18 protein-coding genes and 1 riboswitch are annotated in these 17,986 nt (G+C 66.8%); of the genes, 5 read left to right on the top strand and 13 right to left on the bottom strand.

All coding sequences use genetic code 11. The features are described from left to right. Positions 1 to 3 precede the first annotated feature (3 nt). From J0H39_00870 to cobA, 4 genes are all read right to left on the bottom strand, one after another. Positions 4 to 1,227, bottom strand: coding sequence for a polyhydroxyalkanoate depolymerase (locus J0H39_00870; GenBank protein ID MBN9495277.1), 1,224 nt, complete (start codon positions 1,225 to 1,227; stop codon positions 4 to 6). 86 nt (positions 1,228 to 1,313) lie between these two features. Further along, the gene (locus tag J0H39_00865) at positions 1,314 to 2,633 is read right to left on the bottom strand and encodes a cobyrinate a,c-diamide synthase (GenBank protein MBN9495276.1); all 1,320 of its coding nucleotides are present in this window, start codon (positions 2,631 to 2,633) and stop codon (positions 1,314 to 1,316) included. Positions 2,634 to 2,642: 9 nt separating this feature from the next. Next, complete coding sequence (locus J0H39_00860) at positions 2,643 to 2,963, bottom strand: hypothetical protein (protein MBN9495275.1); 321 nt, start codon at positions 2,961 to 2,963, stop codon at positions 2,643 to 2,645. A gap of 26 nt (positions 2,964 to 2,989) precedes the next feature. Continuing rightward, positions 2,990 to 3,832, bottom strand: a complete 843-nt coding sequence (gene cobA / locus J0H39_00855) for a uroporphyrinogen-III C-methyltransferase (GenBank protein ID MBN9495274.1) — start codon at positions 3,830 to 3,832, stop codon at positions 2,990 to 2,992. A 109-nt stretch (positions 3,833 to 3,941) separates the two neighbouring features. On the opposite strand from cobA, the gene J0H39_00850 reads away from it, so the two are divergent. Beyond that, on the top strand, positions 3,942 to 4,493 hold the full coding sequence (locus J0H39_00850) for an ankyrin repeat domain-containing protein (GenBank protein ID MBN9495273.1): 552 nt from the start codon (positions 3,942 to 3,944) through the stop codon (positions 4,491 to 4,493). Between the two features lies 1 nt (position 4,494). Here J0H39_00850 and cobM read toward each other — a convergent pair whose 3' ends face one another. Both cobM and J0H39_00840 read right to left on the bottom strand, forming a co-directional pair. Further along, complete coding sequence (cobM, locus tag J0H39_00845) at positions 4,495 to 5,250, bottom strand: precorrin-4 C(11)-methyltransferase (GenBank protein MBN9495272.1); 756 nt, start codon at positions 5,248 to 5,250, stop codon at positions 4,495 to 4,497. Further along, on the bottom strand, positions 5,247 to 5,633 hold the full coding sequence (locus J0H39_00840) for a cobalamin biosynthesis protein (GenBank protein ID MBN9495271.1): 387 nt from the start codon (positions 5,631 to 5,633) through the stop codon (positions 5,247 to 5,249). The genes cobM and J0H39_00840 overlap by 4 nt, the downstream gene beginning before the upstream one ends. Positions 5,634 to 5,689: 56 nt before the next feature. On the opposite strand from J0H39_00840, the gene cobD reads away from it, so the two are divergent. After that, on the top strand, positions 5,690 to 6,679 hold the full coding sequence (cobD, locus tag J0H39_00835; protein ID MBN9495270.1) for a cobalamin biosynthesis protein CobD: 990 nt from the start codon (positions 5,690 to 5,692) through the stop codon (positions 6,677 to 6,679). 2 nt (positions 6,680 to 6,681) lie between these two features. Here cobD and J0H39_00830 read toward each other — a convergent pair whose 3' ends face one another. Genes J0H39_00830 through cobU form a run of 5 tightly spaced genes read right to left on the bottom strand, consistent with a single transcriptional unit; the run spans position 6,682 to position 13,668 of the window. Beyond that, positions 6,682 to 8,133 carry a cobyric acid synthase gene (locus tag J0H39_00830; GenBank protein ID MBN9495269.1) on the bottom strand — a complete coding sequence of 484 codons (1,452 nt, stop codon included), beginning with the start codon at positions 8,131 to 8,133 and terminating at the stop codon, positions 6,682 to 6,684. Positions 8,134 to 8,136: 3 nt separating this feature from the next. Then, positions 8,137 to 8,733, bottom strand: coding sequence for a cob(I)yrinic acid a,c-diamide adenosyltransferase (gene cobO / locus J0H39_00825; GenBank protein ID MBN9495268.1), 597 nt, complete (start codon positions 8,731 to 8,733; stop codon positions 8,137 to 8,139). Next, positions 8,730 to 12,086, bottom strand: coding sequence for a cobaltochelatase subunit CobN (cobN, locus tag J0H39_00820; protein MBN9495267.1), 3,357 nt, complete (start codon positions 12,084 to 12,086; stop codon positions 8,730 to 8,732). Before cobN ends, cobO begins: the two co-directional genes overlap by 4 nt. Next, entirely contained in the window at positions 12,086 to 13,108 is a 1,023-nt protein-coding gene (cobW, locus tag J0H39_00815; protein ID MBN9495266.1) for a cobalamin biosynthesis protein CobW, read from the bottom strand. The genes cobN and cobW overlap by 1 nt, the downstream gene beginning before the upstream one ends. Beyond that, the gene (gene cobU, locus J0H39_00810; GenBank protein MBN9495265.1) at positions 13,105 to 13,668 is read right to left on the bottom strand and encodes a bifunctional adenosylcobinamide kinase/adenosylcobinamide-phosphate guanylyltransferase; all 564 of its coding nucleotides are present in this window, start codon (positions 13,666 to 13,668) and stop codon (positions 13,105 to 13,107) included. The genes cobW and cobU overlap by 4 nt, the downstream gene beginning before the upstream one ends. Before the next feature lie 47 nt (positions 13,669 to 13,715). Next, positions 13,716 to 13,958, bottom strand: a riboswitch (cobalamin riboswitch). Between cobU and J0H39_00805 the strand changes: the two genes are divergently transcribed. Together J0H39_00805 and J0H39_00800 are read left to right on the top strand one after the other, a co-directional pair. Next, entirely contained in the window at positions 13,958 to 14,779 is an 822-nt protein-coding gene (locus J0H39_00805; GenBank protein MBN9495264.1) for a hypothetical protein, read from the top strand. Its footprint overlaps the riboswitch before it by 1 nt. Before the next feature lie 75 nt (positions 14,780 to 14,854). Further along, the gene (locus J0H39_00800) at positions 14,855 to 15,418 is read left to right on the top strand and encodes a HupE/UreJ family protein (GenBank protein MBN9495263.1); all 564 of its coding nucleotides are present in this window, start codon (positions 14,855 to 14,857) and stop codon (positions 15,416 to 15,418) included. Position 15,419: 1 nt separating this feature from the next. On the opposite strand, the gene J0H39_00795 is transcribed toward J0H39_00800, so the two are convergent. Both J0H39_00795 and cobS read right to left on the bottom strand, forming a co-directional pair. Continuing rightward, positions 15,420 to 16,064 carry a histidine phosphatase family protein gene (locus tag J0H39_00795; protein ID MBN9495262.1) on the bottom strand — a complete coding sequence of 215 codons (645 nt, stop codon included), beginning with the start codon at positions 16,062 to 16,064 and terminating at the stop codon, positions 15,420 to 15,422. A 5-nt stretch (positions 16,065 to 16,069) separates the two neighbouring features. Next, the gene (cobS, locus tag J0H39_00790; GenBank protein ID MBN9495261.1) at positions 16,070 to 16,846 is read right to left on the bottom strand and encodes an adenosylcobinamide-GDP ribazoletransferase; all 777 of its coding nucleotides are present in this window, start codon (positions 16,844 to 16,846) and stop codon (positions 16,070 to 16,072) included. 78 nt (positions 16,847 to 16,924) lie between these two features. On the opposite strand from cobS, the gene cobT reads away from it, so the two are divergent. Then, a complete protein-coding gene (cobT, locus tag J0H39_00785) occupies positions 16,925 to 17,953 on the top strand; it encodes a nicotinate-nucleotide--dimethylbenzimidazole phosphoribosyltransferase (GenBank protein MBN9495260.1) in 1,029 nt (342 codons plus the stop codon). The last annotated feature ends 33 nt before the right edge of the window (positions 17,954 to 17,986 follow it).

The raw sequence follows: 17,986 nt of genomic DNA, 5'->3' as shown, positions 1-17,986 counted from the left end.
TCGTCAGCGATTGTCGCGGATGAAGCCGCGCACCTGCGGCAGGATTTCCGCGCGCCAGCGCTTGCCGTTGAAAATGCCGTAATGGCCGACCTTGGGCTGCAGCCAATGCCGGTGCTTGTCGGCGGGCAGGTTGGGCGCGAGGGCGTGTGCGGCATAAGTCTGGCCGACGCCGGAGATGTCGTCGAACTCGCCTTCGACCGTCAGCAGTGCCGTATTGCGGATGGCGCCGCCGTCGATTTTGCGATTGCGGCTGACCCAGGTGCCTTCGGGCAGCGCATGTTCCTGGAAGGCGATGCGCACCGTTTCCAGATAGAACGCGGCGTCGAGATCCATGACCGAGAGATACTCGTCGTAGAACGCGCGATGGCCTTGCGCGCTTTCGCCGTCGCCGCGCACGAGGTGGTTGAACTGCTTCATCGCCGAGCCGACATGGCGGTCGAGATTCATGCTCATGAATCCCGACAATTGGATGAAGCCCGGATAGACGCGGCGCATGAAGCCCTGATAGCCCGGCGGCACGGTCTGCACGACCGTGCGTTCGAACCATTCGATCGAGCGGTCGGCCGCGAGCTGGTTCACCTTGGTGGGGTTCACGCGCGTGTCGATCGGCCCGCCCATCAGCGTCATCGAGCGCGGCGCGGCTTCCGGGGTCTCGGCCGACATCAGCGCGATGGCCGCGAAGACCGGCACGGAGGGCTGGCACACGGCGATCACATGCGTGTCGGGACCGAGGAATTCCAGGAACTCGATCACGTAGTCGATATAGTCGTCCAGGCCGAACGTGCCTTCGGCCAGCGGCACATGCGCCGCGTTCATCCAATCGGTGATGTAGACATCGTGGTCGGGCAGCAACGCCTCGACCGTGCCGCGCAGCAGCGTGGCGTAGTGGCCCGACATCGGCGCCACGACCAGCACTTTGGGGTCGTCGCGATGATGCTTCGTCGCGCGCGCGAAATGCAGCAGATCGCAAAACGGCTTGCTCGCGACCACCTGTTCGGCGATCGGCGTTTCGTCGCCGTCGATCACAGTGAAGTTCAAATCGAATGCGGGCTTGCCGTAGCGGCGCGTCGCGCGCTCCACCATCTCCGCCCCGGCGGCGAGCGCGCGGCCCATGCGCGTATAGCTCATCGGCATCAGCGGATGGCTGAACACCTGCTGCATGGTTTCGGCGGCCAAACGCACCGGCGACAGCATCGTCTGATGCAGATCGTAGATCTGATAAAGCATTCCGATTTCGCCCGAAGACTTGCTTCTATTTGTCGCACCACGCTAGTCCTATTCGGCGCGAAAGCAAGCATCATTGCTGCACTGCGTCATGAATCGCATGCATCCCTGTCGATCAGATGGGCGAAGGATCCGAACACCGGTCCGGCCCGCAAGCCCATGACACCAAGGGGTTTTCCGCGCGCGTCGGACGCGGTGAACAGCGGTTCGCCGGGGCCTTCGCGCAAAATCGCGGTGTAATGGAATTCGTGCGCGCGGAACGCGCCGCCCGCCGCGCCCAGCTTCGTTTCGGCATACAAAACGACGCGCCGGTAACCCAAATGCAAACGCCGCGCGGCGAAGGACGTGTCGAGCGGCAGCAAACCCGCCATCGCGTGCGTGACGCCGTTCGCGTCGATCATCGTGCGGCCGAGCACCATATAGCCGCCGCACTCGCCATAGATCGTCGCGTTCCGCGTGGCCGCGTCGCGCAAGGCTTGCGGCAACGGACCGGCGGCGAGCTTGCCGGCGTGAAGTTCCGGGTAGCCGCCGGGCAGATAGATCGCGTCGGCATTCGATTCCGGCGTCGCGCCATCCAAGGGCGCGAAAAACGAGAGTTCCGCGCCTTGGCGGCGCCAGCCGTCGAAAATCGCGGGATAGGCGAAGGCGAAAGCGTCGTCGCGCGCGATCGCGATGCGCGAACCCAAAGGCGGCAGCGGTGTCGCCGTGTCTCCCTTGCGCGCGCTGGGCACGGCGAGCGCTTGCAACGCGTCGAGATCGACATGCGTGGCGACGACCGCCGCCGCATGGGCGATGAACGCGTCGAGGTCGTCGCGTTCACGCGCCTGCACCAAGCCCAAATGCCGTTCGGGATGAACAAGCTTCGCGTCGCGCGGCATTGCGCCGAGATAGACGACATCGGGCGCGTGAATCGCCAAGGCGTCGCGCAAGATATGCGCATGCGTCTCGCCGCCCACGCGATTGAAGATGACGCCCGCAATGCGCGGCGCGTTCGCGGCGTTGGCGAAACCCGCGACCAGCGGTCCGGCGGAGGCGGCGAGGCCGCGCGCATCGACGATTAAAATCACCGGCCAGCCGGCGAAGCGCGCGAGGTCGGCGCAAGAGCCGGTTCCTTGCGCGTCGATGCCGTCGAAGAGCCCCATTGCCCCTTCGCACAGGACAAGCTGCGCTTGACCCGCCTCGGCAATCAATCCGGCGAGCGTGTCTTCGCGCATCGCCCAGCGATCAAGGTTGCGGCAAGGCCGCCCGCTCGCCGCTGCGTGGAAGGCGGGATCGATGTAATCGGGGCCGGATTTGGCGCAAGCGACGGCGAGGCCCCGGTCGCGCAACGCGCGCGCGAGGCCCAGGACGAGCGTCGTCTTCCCCGAACCCGAAGAAGGGGCCGCGAAGACGAGGCCGCCGCCGTTCAATTTAAAAAATTAGGTGCGCTGGGAACCGGCGGGCGCGGTTTCGCCCTGCCGTTCGCGGCGCCAGCCGCGCTGCTCCATGCAGCGGCGGTAGGAATCCGACGAGACCGAGCCCGCACCGCCCATCGCGCGGCCGTCGTCGAGGCCGGTCGACGAGCCGCGCTCGATATAGCCGTAACCGCTGGCCGCGCGCGTGCAATCGCGCTGATCGATGGCGAGCTGCCCGGCGGGCGCGCTTTCCTTGACCCAAACCGTGCGCGATTCGCACGCACCCAAAACGGCGAGCGATGCGGCGATGACGGCGAAACGCGCGATATTGGCAACCCGGCTCATTCTCTCTTCCTTCGTCTTCGGAACGTTCAGGCGCTGCGTGCGGGCGGCCCGTTGCGCAGCGGATCGGCGTCCAGACGGCGGTTATGCGCCATCGCGCCCAGCCAGTCCAGCCCGGCGCGCAAGCGCACCACGTCGCCCACCACGAACAATCCGGGCGGGCGCAAATCCTGCGCCGAAGCGTCGCGCGCGGCGGCACCCAGCGTGGTCTCCAGCACGCGTTGATCGGGCAGGCTGGCGCGCACGACGATCGCGGCCGCCTCGGCCGGGTTGCGCCCGCTGGCGATCAGATTGGCGGCGATGGTGCCGAGATGTTTGAGCGCCATGTAGAAGACGAGGACGGGCGAGCCTTTGGCGAGGCCTTGCCAATCGAGCCCATCGGGCACGTCGCCGGTCACGCCATGGCCGGTCACGAAGGTCACCGCTTGGTTCACATCGCGATGGGTGACGGGAATGCCGGCATAGGCGAGCCCGCCCACACCCGCGCTGATGCCCGGGACGACGCGGAAGGGAATATCGGCGCCGACCAGCGTCAGCGCTTCCTCGCCGCCGCGCCCGAACACGAACGGGTCGCCGCCTTTCAAGCGCAACACGCGATGCCCGGCGCGCGCCAGCTCGACCAGGCGCAGCGAGATGTCGCGCTGCTTGGGGCTGGGCTTGCCGCCGCGCTTGCCCGCGTATTCGACGATCGCGCCCGCGCGCACGGCTTGCAGCAGGCGCGAATCGACCAGCGCGTCGTAGACGACGGCGTCGGCGTGGCGCAAAGCGTGATAACCCAGCAAGCTGATCAGGCCCGGATCGCCGGGGCCCGCACCCACCAGCCACACGCTGCCCGGCGCGAATTCGGGCATGTCGAAAGGCAAAGATTCCATAGGCTTGATCATATGAAAACCAGTCCCCGACTTTATCGCGCGGAGGCCGCCAATACCAGCCCCGGCCCGGCTTGACGAAACGACGCCCGCTTCGCTCTAATCCCGGCCCATGACGATCACACGCCGGGCCGTTCTGGCCGCGATTTCCCTTGCCGCCGCGATGCCCGCTTGGGCGCAGATGAATATCGAGATCCGCCAGCGCCGACCTCTGGCCGAGGCGGCGCGCGATGGCAATCTGGAAGCCGTCCGTCAGCGTCTGAATGCGGGCGATTCTCCCAATCAACCGGATCTCGACTTCCGGCCGGCTTTGCTGCTCGCGGCCGCCAATAATTTTCCGGATATCGTGCGATTGCTGCTGGAAAATCGCGCCAATCCCGACGGGCGCGATCGCGACAATCGTACCGCGTTGATGTGGGCCACGGAGCGCGGGCATCTGCGGGTCGTCGAGGAATTGATCCGCGGCAAGGCTAGACCCGATCTCGACGATCGCACCGGTTCGACCGCGCTGATGATCGCGGCGCGCGAAGGCAACATCCGCATCGTCGAAATGTTACTGCGAAGCGGCGCGGACAAGAACAAGACCGATTCGACCGGCCGTACGGCGTTGGATATCGCCCAAGCGGGCAACAAGCGCGCCGTCATCGACGCGCTGCGGCGCTGATTTACTCGCGCAAATATCGGGTGTGCTCGGCGGCGTAGAGGCGACTGTCGGCGGCTTGCGCCGCACCGGTTAAACCCCGCCCGATCAAAATCAGCGCGGTGCGCTTGAAACCTGCCGCGATTGTCTTGTCGCGAATATCGGCCAGCGTGCCGGACACGAACGCCTGATCGGGCCACGACACGCGATGCCCGACGATCGCGGGGCAATCGGCGCCCAGGATCGGCGTCAATTCGGCGACGATTTTGTCGAGGCCCGCGATCGACAGATGGATCGCGAGTGTGGCGCCCGTGCGCGCGAAGGCGGCGAGATCTTCGCCCGCCGGCATCGCCGATGCGCGCGACGACACGCGCGTCAACACGATCGACTGCACGATATTCGGCAGCGTGAGTTCAAGATTGAGCGATGCGGCCATCGCGGCGAAGGCGGGCACGCCGGGCACGACCTCGTAGGGAATGCCGGCGGCGTCGAGACGGCGCATCTGTTCGGCGATGGCGCCGTAGATCGACGGATCGCCCGAATGCACGCGCGCGATGTTCCAGCCTTTGGCATGCGCGTCTTCGATTTTCGCGACGATCGCGTCGAGCGTTAGTGGCGCGGTGTCGATCGCGTCGACGCCCGCGCGGCGCTGCGCCACGACCGCTTCGGGCACCAGCGACCCCGCAAAGAGCACCAGATCGGCGGTCCGGATGCGCTCCAATCCGCGCAAGGTGATCAGGTCGGGCGCGCCGGGCCCGGCGCCGATAAATGAAACGGTCATCGCACATCTCCGGTCGCGGCGATGGCGCAAGTCGCGTGCGCCGATTTGCGCTTGGGCACGATCAATTTGGCGTCCGGTCCGGCGGCCAGCAACGCCGCCGCTTCCGATACCGACGCCGTATCGACCGCGTCCAAGACGTGTTCCGATGCTTGTGCGATGCGCGTTTCCGCCGCCAAATCGGCGGCCGAGAAAAACCGCGCGGGCACGCCGAACCTGGCCGCGAGCTCGACGATCGCGGCTTCGTCCTTTTTGCGGTCGATCGTCGCGACGCAGGCGACGGCACTGGGCGAAAGCCTTGCGTCTGCAAGCGTCGCGCGCACCAGCTCCAATACCTCGCTGGAGGCTGCGCCGCTTTTGCAGCCGATACCGATCGTTACGATCATGCCCGACATCCGCGTTGGAATTGACCGAATCGGTCAAGGCGGCCAAGGTGGCGCCGATGTTTCCCCACGCCGCACCCTTCGATCCTTTGTTGATCTTGGCCGCCGCCTTGGCACTCGACGCCGTGGTCGGCGAAATGCGCCCGGTCTTCGGCGTGATCGGCCATCCGGTGCAGTGGCTCGGCAAGCTGATCGCGTTTCTGGAAACGAAACTCAACCGCCCGCAGCGTTCGGCCGCCGAACGGCGCGCGCGCGGCGCGCTGACGGTCCTGATCGTCGGCGCGCTGGCGGCCGGGATCGGTTTCGCGTTGCTTTACGCCTTGCGCGCGCGCGGCTGGGGTTGGATCGCGGAAATCGTGCTGGTCGCGATTCTGGTCGCGCAGCGCTCGCTCTACGATCACGTGCGCGCGGTCGCCGACGGGCTCGACAAGGGCGGGCTCGCGGGCGGGCGCGAAGCGGTGTCGCATATCGTCGGCCGCGATCCCGAAAGTCTCGATGCGCATGGCGTCGCGCGCGCAGGAATCGAATCCTTGGCAGAGAATTTTTCCGACGCGGTCGTCGCACCGTGCTTCTGGTACGCGGTGTTCGGCCTGCCGGGCTTGTTCTTCTACAAGGCCGTCAACACGCTCGATTCGATGATCGCGCATCGCAGCGAGCGTTATCTGGATTTCGGCCGTTTTGCCGCGCGCCTCGACACGGCGATGAATTTCATCCCCGCGCGCCTGTCCACGTTGATCGTGGCGGTGGCGGCCTTGGTCGCGCCCGGCGCCAAGCCCTTCGCGGCGGTCAAGACGGCGATCGCCGACGCGCGCAAGCATAAATCCGTCAATGCGGGCTGGCCCGAAGGCGCGTTCGCCGGCGCTTTGAATCTCGCTTTGGCGGGCCCACGCCGCTACGGCAGCGAGATCGTCAACGATCCATGGATCGGCCAGGGCCGGGCGCGCGCCACGCTCGAAGACATGCGCCGCGCCTTGTGGCTGTTCGTCGCCGCGTGTCTGGTCAACGCGCTGCTCTTCGCCGCGATTGGCCTCGGCCGAATGGCGCTCTAGTTTCATCGCGCCAATTCCAGCAATCGGTCGAGATCGACCGCTTTGGCGATGTGATCGGCCAGCGCGTCCAGTGTCGCGTCGATGCGCGCTTCGAAGGCGAGCCCCGAATCCGGGCGTGCGCGCACTTGGGCCAGGAACGACGCGCGGTAGTGGTCCGACGCGAACAGTCCATGGATATAGGACCCGATCACGCGGCCATCCGCGCTGCGCGCCCCTTCCGGCACGCCGTCGAGCGACAGCAAGGGCGCTTCGTTCGACCAGGTTTCGCCGAGATGGATTTCGTAGCCCGCGATCGGCAACTCGGTAATCGCGTCGCGCGATTCCACGCGGCGCAAAATCTTCTCGCGCGCCAACACGGAGGTCGCGTCGAGCAGGCCAAGTCCTACCGCTTCTTGGGCGGGGCCTTCGAGACCGGCGGGATCGGCGATCTTGATGCCGAGCATTTGATAGCCGCCGCAGAGCCCGACGATCCAGCCGCCGCGCCGCCGGTGTGCTGCGATGTCGATATCCCAGCCATTCTCGCGCAAGGCAGCGAGATCGCCGAGTGTGGCCTTCGAGCCGGGCAACAGCACCACGTCGCAATCGCCCGGCAACGCGTCGCCTTGTTCGAGCAACGCCAGATCGACATCCGGCTCGGCCGCCAACGGGTCGAGATCGTCGGTATTGGCGATGCGCGGCAAACGCGGCACGCGGATCTTGATCGCGCCGGCGCGGCCCGCATGGCGTTGTTCCAGCCCGACCGAATCTTCGGGCGGCAAATCGCGTGCGCGCGCGAAATAGGGGATCACGCCCAAGCAGGGAACCGCACGTCGTTCGATTTCGGCGACGCCGGAATCGAACAGCGTCGCGTCGCCGCGGAATTTGTTGATCAGGCACCCGACGATCGCCGCGCGTTCGTCTTGCTCCAATACGGCAAGCGTGCCGACGATTGACGCGATGGCCCCGCCGCGCTCGATATCGGCGATCAGCACGACGGGCACGCGCTCGGAAATCGCGAAGCCCATATTCGCGATGTCGCCGCTGCGCAGATTGATCTCGGCGGGCGAACCGGCCCCTTCGACCAGCACCAGATCGGCTTGCGCTTTCAGCCGCGCGAAGCTGTCGCGCACGGCGCCGAGCAGCTTCGGCTTCAGCGCATGATAGTCGCACGCGGTGGCACGGCCCGTGACCTGGCCGTGCACGACGATCTGGCTGCCGGTGTCGCTTTCGGGCTTCAGCAGCACCGGGTTCATATGGACGCTGGCGGGAATGCGCGCGGCCCGCGCTTGCAAGGCTTGGGCGCGGCCGATCTCGCCGCCGTCTTCGGTGACGGCCGCGTTGTTGGACATGTTCTGCGGCTTGAAGGGGGCAACGCGTAGGCCCCGATTCGCGAAGGCGCGAGCGAGGCCCGCGACGATCAGCGACTTGCCGACGTCGGAGCCCGTGCCCATGAACATGATCGCCTTCGCGGCCATCGCTTAGAACTCGACGCCCTTCTGCGCCTTGATGCCGTCGCGGAACGGGTGCTTCACCAGCGTCATCTCGGTGACGAGATCGGCGATCTCGATCAGCGCGTCGGGCGCGTTGCGCCCCGTGGCAACAACGTGCTGCAAGGGCGGCCGGGCGGCGATCGCTTCCAGCACTTGCGCCAACGGGATCAGGTCGTAGCGCAAGGCGATGTTGATCTCGTCCAAGATCACCATCGCATAGGAAGGATCGGCAAGCATGCGCGCGGATTCGGCCCAGGCCCGTTCGGCGGCGGCGATGTCGCGCGCCTTGTCCTGTGTCTCCCAGGTGAAGCCTTCGCCCAGCGTCTTGATCTCGCAAAGCTCGGGAAACCGCGCCAGGAATCGCGCTTCGCCGGTATCCCAAGCGCCCTTCACGTATTGGACGATGCCGACCTTCATGCCGTGGCCCAGGCAGCGCAGCGCCATGCCGAAGGCCGACGACGACTTGCCTTTGCCCTTGCCGGTATGCACGAGCAGCAGGCCTTTTTCGCCGCTCTTGCCCGCCATCATCTTGTCGCGCGCGGCTTTGATGCGGCGCATTTTCTCGGCGTGTTCGGTATCGGTCATGCGATCAGACTTTCGAGAATGGCGGGCGTGTCGTTCGCACCCGGGCGCCACAGTCCGCGCGCGCGCGCTTCGATGAAGCGTTCGGTCATTTCGCGCAAAGCGGGCGCGTTGGAATCGGCGATGAACGCCCTTGTCGCGTCGTCGCGCAAATACGCGTCGAACAGCGCGTCGAAATGGCGGTCCTTGACGGCGTCGGTGGTCGCGGCGAAGGCGAACAGATAGTCGACCGTCGCCGCCATTTCGAAGGCGCCCTTGTAGCCGTGGCGCTTGCAGCCTTCGATCCATCTGGGATTGGCGGCGCGCGCGCGCACGATGCGCGCGATCTCCTCGCCCAGCGTGCCGATCTTGGGCGATTCGGGCCGCGAGTGATCGTTGTGATAGATCGTCGGCGCCGCTCCGCGCGCTTGCGCCACGGCGGCGGCAAGCCCGCCTTCGAATTGATGATACTCGCTGGAATCCAGCAAATCGTGCTCGCGATTATCCTGGTTGTGCAGCACAGCTTCGATCTGGCCGAGGCGTTTCGCAAATGCGGCGTGCGCGTCCACGCCTTCGGCGCCGCTGCGATAGGCGAAGCCGCTCCAGCGCCGATAGGCCTCGGCCAGATCGTCGCGCGACGACCAGCCGCCGTCGTCGAGCAGGCTTTGCAAGCCCGCCCCATAGGCGCCGGGTTGCGAGCCGAACACGCGCGTCGCGTCGCCTTCTTCGCGCGCACGCGCGGCCAGCGGGTTCAAATGCGCGGGCTCGTCCAGCGCCGCCACGGCGCGCACGGCCGAATCGAACAGATCGATCAGCGAGGCGAACGCGTCGCGGAAAAATCCGGACACGCGCAAGGTCACGTCCACGCGCGGCCGGTCGAGCAGATCGAGGCTCATGATCTCGAACCCCGTGACGCGCAAACTGGTCGGGTCCCACACGGGCTTGGCGCCCATCAGCGCCAGGCCTTGCGCGATATCGTCGCCGCCGGTGCGCATATTGGCGGTTCCCCAGGCGGACAGCGCGACGGCACGCGGCCAATCGCCATGTTCCTGCACATGGCGGTCGAGCAGCATGCCGGCCGATTTCCAGCCCAGCGCCCAGGCTGAGGGCGTGGGCACGGCGCGCGTATCGACCGAATAGAAATTGCGGCCCGTGGGCAGCACGTCCGCCCGGCCGCGTGTGGGCGCCCCCGATGGGCCGGGTGCGATGCGCCGCGCGTCGAGGGCCGCGAGCAACGCCGCCATTTCGCGCGAACCGCTGATGTCGAAATCGGCGGCGAGTTTTTCGGGATCGGCTTTGCTGCCCGACGCGATCGCCGCCAGCGTGTCGTCGCGCTGCTTGCCATCCGGCGTCGTGCCGAAGATGTGCAAGCCGTCGCGGATTTGCAGATCTTTGAGATCGCAAAGCCCCGCATCGAGCTTGGCGAGCGCGTCGTCGAGGGCGGCGTCGGGCGTAATGCCGCATTCGTCGGCGACACCGCTGCGCGTGGCGAGATCCAGGATCTCCGCCGCGATGGGTTTCATCCGGCGCGGGTCGAGGCGCCGCGCCTCGTCGTACTCGTCGATCAGGCGTTCGAGGGCCGCTTGCGCGCCGTAAGCGCCCGCGCGCGTCAAAGGCGGCGTCAGATGGTCGATCACGACCGCCGAAATACGCCGCTTGGCTTGGGTGCCTTCGCCGGGGTCGTTGACGATGAAGGGATAGATCGCGGGCATGGGGCCAAGGGCCGCTTCCGGAAAACAGTTTTCCGATAGCGACAAGCCCTTGCCCGGCAGCCATTCGAGATTGCCGTGCTTGCCGACGAAAACGAGCGCATGCCGGTCGCGCATCCAGGCATGGAAGGCGAGATAGCCATGCGGCGGCACCAAAGCGGGATCGTGATAGCTCGTTTTGGGATCGATCTCGTAGCCGCGCGCCGGTTGGATCGCGACCGCGATAGTGCCGAATTCGTGGATCGGCAGCACGAAATCATCGCCGTCGACGCGCTGGTCGTGTTCGATCGCACCCCAGCGCGCGATCACGGCGTTCTGCACCGCTTGCGGCAACGTGCCGAAGAAGTCGCGATAGCGGGCGAGGGGCAGGCGCACACCGCCATGCGCCAGCTTCTTCGCATTCGTCGGCCCGGCGATCAGCTTCGCCATCAATGCCGCGGAATCGTCGGGCGCGTTCGCGACCGCATAGCCCGCGTCTTTCAGCGCCTGCAAAATCGCGACGGTCGAGGCGGGCGTGTCGAGACCGACACCGTTGGCGAGACGCCCGTCCTTACCAGGATAATTGGCAAGGATCAGGCCGATGCGCCGGTCGGCCGGTTTGGTGCGGCCCAGCTTTGCCCAGGCGGCGGCGAGATCGGCGACGAACGCGCAGCGCCCTTCATCGGCCGCGAAACCGACGAGTTCGACTTGCGTCGCGGCGTCGCGGCCCAGCGGACCTTTAAAACCGATCGCGCGGCTGAAAATCCGCCCGTCGAGTTCGGGCAGCGCCACGTTCATCGCCACGTCGCGGGGCCCGAGACCGCGCGTACTCTGCGCCCAGCTTTCGCGCGTTTCGGCGGCGAGCACGGCTTGCAACACGGGCACGTCCAGCGCCGCCAACGGATCGCCGTCGCCGACCGCGAAGCCGGTTAAGTTGATCGCGACCGCCGGCTTGTGGGCCGCGAATTCGGCCGCGAGGAACGCGGCGGCGGCTTTGTCCTTCAAGCTCGCGACATGGATCGCCCGCGCATCCAATCCGCGCGCGGCGAGTTTTTCGATCAGCACGTCGATGGGGGCGATATCACCGGCTTGATAATGTGCGCGATAGAAAACGATCGCGGCGACCGGGGCACCGGGCCGCGCATGTTTATGCGCGTGCAATCCGGCGCGCGGGATCGCGACCGGTTCAGCGGCGTTGTTCGTGCCATGAGCGAGATCGCCGAGAAAGGCGAGCAGGTTGGCGTAATTCGCCGGGCCGCCTTGGACGAAATACTCGCTGAGCCGCGCACACGATTGCGCATCGACCGTCGAGAACGCGGCGAGGTCGGTGTCGATTTTTTCCTCGCCTTGCAACAAGGCGAGTTTGGCGCCGGTCTTGCGCGCGATCTCCACCAGCCGGTCGATGCCATAGGGCCAATAGCCGCGCCCGCCGAGCAAGCGCACCACGATCAGCTTGGCGCTTTGCAGCGTGCGCTCGACATAAAGATCGACGGCGTAGGGATGTTTCAGCGCCAGAAGATTGGCAAGGCGTAAGCCGTTGAACCCGCCGGCGGCTTGGCGCGCGCGGGCAAGGCACGCGATTTCCGAATCCGCGGTCGTCAGCAAGGCGATCTCCGCCGCCGATTGTTCCAGATCGACCGGAACATCGGCGTCGAGGATCGCACCTTGCTGGGCCGCGAGAAGATGCATCAGGCAAGCGCCGCCTGGATCGCGTCGAAATCGAGACCTTTGCGGCCGATCACCACGAGGCGCGAGGCGCGGGGCTCGTCCGCCGTCCACGGCCGGTCGAAATAGCGTTCGATGCGCGGGCCCACGGCCTGCACCGCCAAGCGCATCTTCTTGCCGGGCACCGACAGAAAGCCCTTGGCGCGCAGCACGTCGTGCTTGGCGATCGCGGCTTCGAGCTTCGCGACGAATTCGGTGGGATCGGCGATCTCGCCCAGCTTCAACGCGCGCGAATCGAAATCGTCGTGATCGTGCTCGCCTTCCGCATCGGCATGGCTGGGGCGCGTGGCGAGATCGTCTTCGGCGTGCGCGTCCAGCCCGATCAACACTTCGGGCGGGATCTCGCCATGCGCCGCGCCGACGAGCTTCGCGCCCGCGCGCAATTTGGCGGTGAGTTCCGCTTCCAGCCGCGCGCGATCGACCATGTCGAGCGCGTCGGTCTTGGTCAGCACGACCAGATCGGCGCAGGCGAGCTGGTCGGTAAACACTTCCTCGATCGGATTGTCGTGATCGAGATTGGGATCGGCCCGGCGCTGTGCTTCGAGGGCCGCTTCATCCTCCGCGAATTGGCCCGCCGCCATCGCGGGCCCGTCGATCAGCGTGACCACGCCGTCGACCGTCGTGCGCGTTTTGATGCCCGGCCAGTTGAACGCTTGGACCAGCGGCTTGGGCAGCGCCAAGCCCGAGGTTTCGATCACGATGTGATCGGGCGGCTCGGGCAGGTCGAGCAGCTTTTCGATCGCCGGCAGGAAATCGTCGGCGACGGTGCAGCAAATACAGCCATTGGCGAGCTCGATCACGTCGCCGGGCGCGCAGCCTTCTTCCGCGCAGCCCAGCAACAGCTCGCGGTCCATTCCGAGTTCGCCGAATTCGTTGATGACGAAGGCGATGCGCTTGCCCTTGGCGTTGGCGGCGAGCTTGCGCAGCAGCGTCGTCTTGCCCGCCCCCAGAAAGCCGGTGACGATCGTCGCGGGGATGCGGTTCATACTGTTTTTCCTTTCAAGGCGAGCGGCAGACCGGCCGCGACGAAAATCGCGTCGCTCGCCACGCGGGCGACGTCTTGGTGGATGCGGCCCGCATGGTCGCGGAATGCGCGGGCGAGTTTGTTGTCGGGCACGATGCCGAGGCCAATCTCGTTGGAGACGAGCACGACCGGGCCTTTTGCCGCTTTCAGCGCTGCGCAGAGCTTCGCGATTTCGGTGGCGATGTCGGCTTTGGCGTGCATCAGGTTCGACAGCCACAGCGTGAGGCAGTCGACGAGGATCGGCGCGCCCGGCTTGGCGTGGGTGGCGATGACGCGCGCGATATCGAGCGGCGCTTCGATCGTCGCCCAGCCGGCGCCGCGCCGCGCTTTATGCGTGGCGATGCGCGCGGCCATTTCCTTGTCGTGCGCTTGGCCGGTCGCGAGATACAGCGCCTTGGCGCGCGGGGCCCGCAACGCGCGTGTGCGCGCCTCGGCATATTCGCTCTTGCCCGAGCGCGCGCCGCCCAGCACGAGCACGATTTTGGGTTTAGCCCGCTTGGGGGCCGGTTTGGTCCGTGCCACGTGTCACCCTTTCCTCCCGCCGAGGACGGTCGTTGCGACGCGCCAACAGCGGCGCATCGGCATCCGGCAGGTTTCCTGGCTCGGGGTCATCGATCGCGCACCGCCTTCCCAGACCGGAACATTTCCGGCCCAGTGGCTGGGGGTGGGCGCGATCTCGCCGCTCACAGTTGCGGGGGCAGCGTCGGTTTGGCGGAAACCTTCGACAAAATCTAAGGTTTTCGCGTCACCGCTCTTCCCTGTTCGGACGCGGCTCCGTTACTATCATGGCGTCCGGGGCGGGGAAAGATCGTTGCGGTATCGGGGATTAGGCTTTGTCGGGGCGGCGATTTTGGCGCTGGCGGTGACGCTGGCGGGGCCCGCGCATGCGCAAATGCCCAATACGATCCTGCAAATCGCCACCGAAAAAGTGCCGGACAAGGTCAAATTCTCGCAGCAGATCGGCGCGCAAGTGCGCCTGTCGCGCGACGGGCGCTTGTTCGCGATGACGTGGTCGCCGGTCCCAAACCCGCGCGGCTGGGTCGTGGTGCTGCACGATCGCAACGGCTGGGCGCCGGCCGAGGTGCAGGATTGGCACGCGACGTTGATCCGCCGGGGCTTGGGCATCGTCGCCATGCAATGGTGGTACGGCACGGGGACGGGCCCCGCCAGCGAAGCGCCAGCCGATATCGTCTATCGCGAGCTGGAAGCCGTGCTGCGCACGATGAATATGCGGCCCGGGTCGCTGATGCTCTACGGCACCGGGCGCGGCGCGGAGTATGTCTACGCGCTCGCCGCTTACGACCGCAATTCGGGCAGCAAGTTCTTCGCGCTGAACGTCCCCAATTCGGGCGCGATGGCGGCCGACCTCGCCGCCAACAAGCGTATCGGCGAAGGCCAGTTCGGCCTGGGCCCATTCGACGATACGCGCTGGGCCTTCGTGTGCGGCACGCGCGACGCCGATCCCGACCGTGCGGGCTGCCCTGTGCTGAAGGGCGCCTCGGATGTCGTGCGCCGTTTCGGCGGCAAGAACGAGTTGTCGATCCAGATCGACCGGGGCACGCGCGCGTCGCTGATGACCGACCGAGCGAAGCTCGATCAGGTGCTCGATAAGTATCTCGCCGTCTTGCGCTGACTTTCCTTGCGCAAAATCCTGGGCTAGCCTGACGGCAATTCTTTCTTCTCTCGTCCGGACCCGGAGCCGCCCCGCATGAACCGCTCGATCGCCCGAATCGCCGCCGCCGTCGTGACCTTGGCCGCGACGCCCGCTTTCGCCCATCCCGGTCATGCGACCGAGGGCATGGTGGCGGGCTTCGCGCATCCGCTGTTCGGCCTCGACCATGTTCTGGCGATGCTGGCCGTCGGCATCTTCGCGGCGCAGAAGGGCAGCGTGTGGCGCTTCGCGGTCCCGGCGTCGTTCATGATCGCGATGGCGTTCGGCGGCGTGCTGGCGATTTCGGGCGTCGAATTCCCGATGGTCGAAACCGGGATCGCGTTCTCGGTCGCGCTTTTCGGTCTCGCCATCGTCTTCGCCGATCGCGTGCCCGCCGTCGCGGGCGGCGTGCTGGCGGGCGTGTTCGCGCTGTTCCACGGCGCCGCGCATGGCGGCGAAATCGCGGAGGGCGCGAGCTTCCTGCCTTACGCGATCGGCTTCCTGACCGCGACGGGCCTGCTGCACGCAGCCGGTTTCGCGGTTGCGACGTTCGCGAACACGATGCTGCGCTATGCCGGGGCCGCCATCGCGGCAATCGGCGCGGTTTTGCTGTTCGCCTAACTCAGCCGCGCGGGTCTCGGTTTACATAGGCCACGCGCCACGCGTGGCCGCGGCCCGGACCGTCGAATCGGTCGACGCGCGTGACCGACAGCGTGTCGACGACGATCGACAACGCCGCTTCGGGCGCGATCCCCAGCACATGCGATAGGGCCGCGCGCACCACGCCGCCATGGCAGACCATCGCGATGGGGCGTCCCTTGGCGCTGGCGACCGTTTCGTCCAGCGCGGCGGCGACGCGCGCGCAAACTTCGAGGAAGCTTTCGCCGTTCTCGGGCTTGATCTCCGCCATCGTCAGCCAATGGCGATGCGTGTTGCGCGCGTCGCCCTGACCATAGGCGCCAAGCTCGGCGTAGGTCTTGCCTTGCCAATCGCCGAAGCTTTGCTCGATCAAGCCTGGCACGATCCGGTAATCGGGCGCCGAAACTTGACGCGCCGCCCACACCGCATTGGCGGTGCGCACGGTGCGCGACAAGGGTGTCACCGTCCACAGCGCGTCGGCCCCCGGCAGGATGCGTGCGAGGCCTTCGAAGGCGCGCGCGTCGGTCGTGTCGCATTCCACGTCCGTAATGCCGTAGCAGCGCCCGGCCTGGCCCACGACGGGCGCGTGGCGCACCAGGAAAACCGGCGTTTCGATCATATTGTCCATATTTGTCACCACCAAAGGGTCGCGGCCAGCGCCGCGCTCAGTATCGCGATTTCGGAGATCTGCTGAACCGCACCTAGCACGTCGCCGGTTTGCCCGCCGATATGTTTGCGCGCGAACCGCTCGACCGCGAAGGTCGCCGCCGCACCGGCGACGAATCCCAACGCAGCGCCCAACGGTCCCGCGAAAAACAGGAACGCCGCCCCGATGGCGATCGTGTCGAGCATCCGCCCTTGCGCGGGGCGCCCGGCGCCATGCGCCAGCCCGTCCTCGCGCACCATCGGCAAGACGTGCATCGCATGGACGACGCAAGCGCGGCTGAAGCACGACGCGGCGAGCATCACGCACAGCGCGTCCCACGGGTCCAGGCTGTCGGCGATCAGCACCACACGCATGAAGATGGCGAAAATTAAAGCCAGCACGCCGAACGTGCCGATCCGGCTGTCGCGCATGATGGCCAAACGCCGCGCAGGGTCGCGGGCACCGGTCGAGTCGGCGAAATCGGCAAGCCCGTCTTCGTGCAGCGCGCCGGTCATCGCCGTCATCGCCGCGACCGCCAGCAACGCCGCGAACAAAGTCGGCAAGCCCAAGGCCCAGGGCAGGGCGAAAGCCGCCCCACCGGCCAAGGCGACCGGCACGCCCGCGATCGGAAATGCGCGCACGGCGGCCGCCAACGGCGCCTCGGCGACATGCTGGGGCAGGCGGACCGGCAGACGCGTCAAAAACGCCAGCGCCAGGCGAAGCTCGTTGCCCAGGCCGGGGCGGTGGTCGACGAAGTCGGACATTTCGATGTTGAAGCCTTGCTTGAAAAGGCGCGGGAAGATAGGACGGCCACCCGGGCAATTCCAGCCGAAAGCGCCGCCATGACCCAGCCCAAAGGACCCGTCGCGAACTTCGCCGAAATCCGCGCGGTGCTTGCGTCCTTTCCCGGCCCAGATCGCGAAGCCGCCGCCCAAGCCGCCGCGCGCGAAGGCCAGCTCACCAAACCGCCGGGGGCGCTGGGCCGGCTGGAGGAGATTTCCGCCTGGATGGCGACTTGGCAGGGCAAAGCGCGCCCGAAAGCCGATCATCCGCGCGTCGCGGTCTTCGCCGCCAATCACGGGATCGCCGCGCAGGGCGTATCGGCGTTTCCGCCATCCGTGACCGCGCAGATGGTGCGGAACTTCGTCTCCGGCGGGGCGGCGGTCAATCAGCTGAGCACGCTGTTCGACGCGGATCTGCGCGTCTACGAAATGGCGCTCGAGAAACCGACGGCCGATTTCTCCAAAGGCCCGGCGATGAGCGAGGAGGATGCCGCGCGCGCCATGGCCTACGGCATGATGGCGGTGGAGCCCAATCTCGACATTCTGTGCCTGGGCGAGATGGGTATCGCGAACACGGCCTCGGCCTCGGCGATTTGCGCGGGGCTGTTCGGCGGCGACGCGCAAGATTGGGTCGGGCCGGGGACTGGGGTGGCGGGCGATGCCCTCGCGCATAAGAAAGCCGTGATCGACGGCGCGCTGAAGCTGCATTTCGCCGAGAAGCGCGATCCGTTGGACGTGCTGGCGCGCGTCGGCGGGCTCGAACTCGCGGCGATCGCGGGGGCGGTGATGGCCGCACGCTTGGCGCGCACGCCCGTGCTGCTCGACGGCTTCGCCTGCACGGCCGCCGCGTCGGTGCTTTACGCGCTCGACGAACACGCGCTCGACCATTGCATGGTGGCCCACATGTCGGCCGAGCCCGGGCATCGGCGCTTGCTCGACCGCATCGGAAAACAGCCGCTGTTCGATCTTGGCATGCGCTTGGGCGAAGGCTCGGGCGCGGCACTCGCCCTCGGCGTGGTCAAGGCGGCGATCGCTTGCCATACCGGCATGGCGACATTCGCCGACGCGGGCGTCGACGGCAAAGCGTAAGCCCCTCGATTCTGCGCGGGTAGGGCGCGAAGT

This window comes from Alphaproteobacteria bacterium, from assembly GCA_017308135.1.
GTDB lineage: Bacteria > Pseudomonadota > Alphaproteobacteria > CACIAM-22H2 > CACIAM-22H2 > Tagaea.
This window is presented reverse-complemented; position numbering and strand designations above follow the sequence as displayed.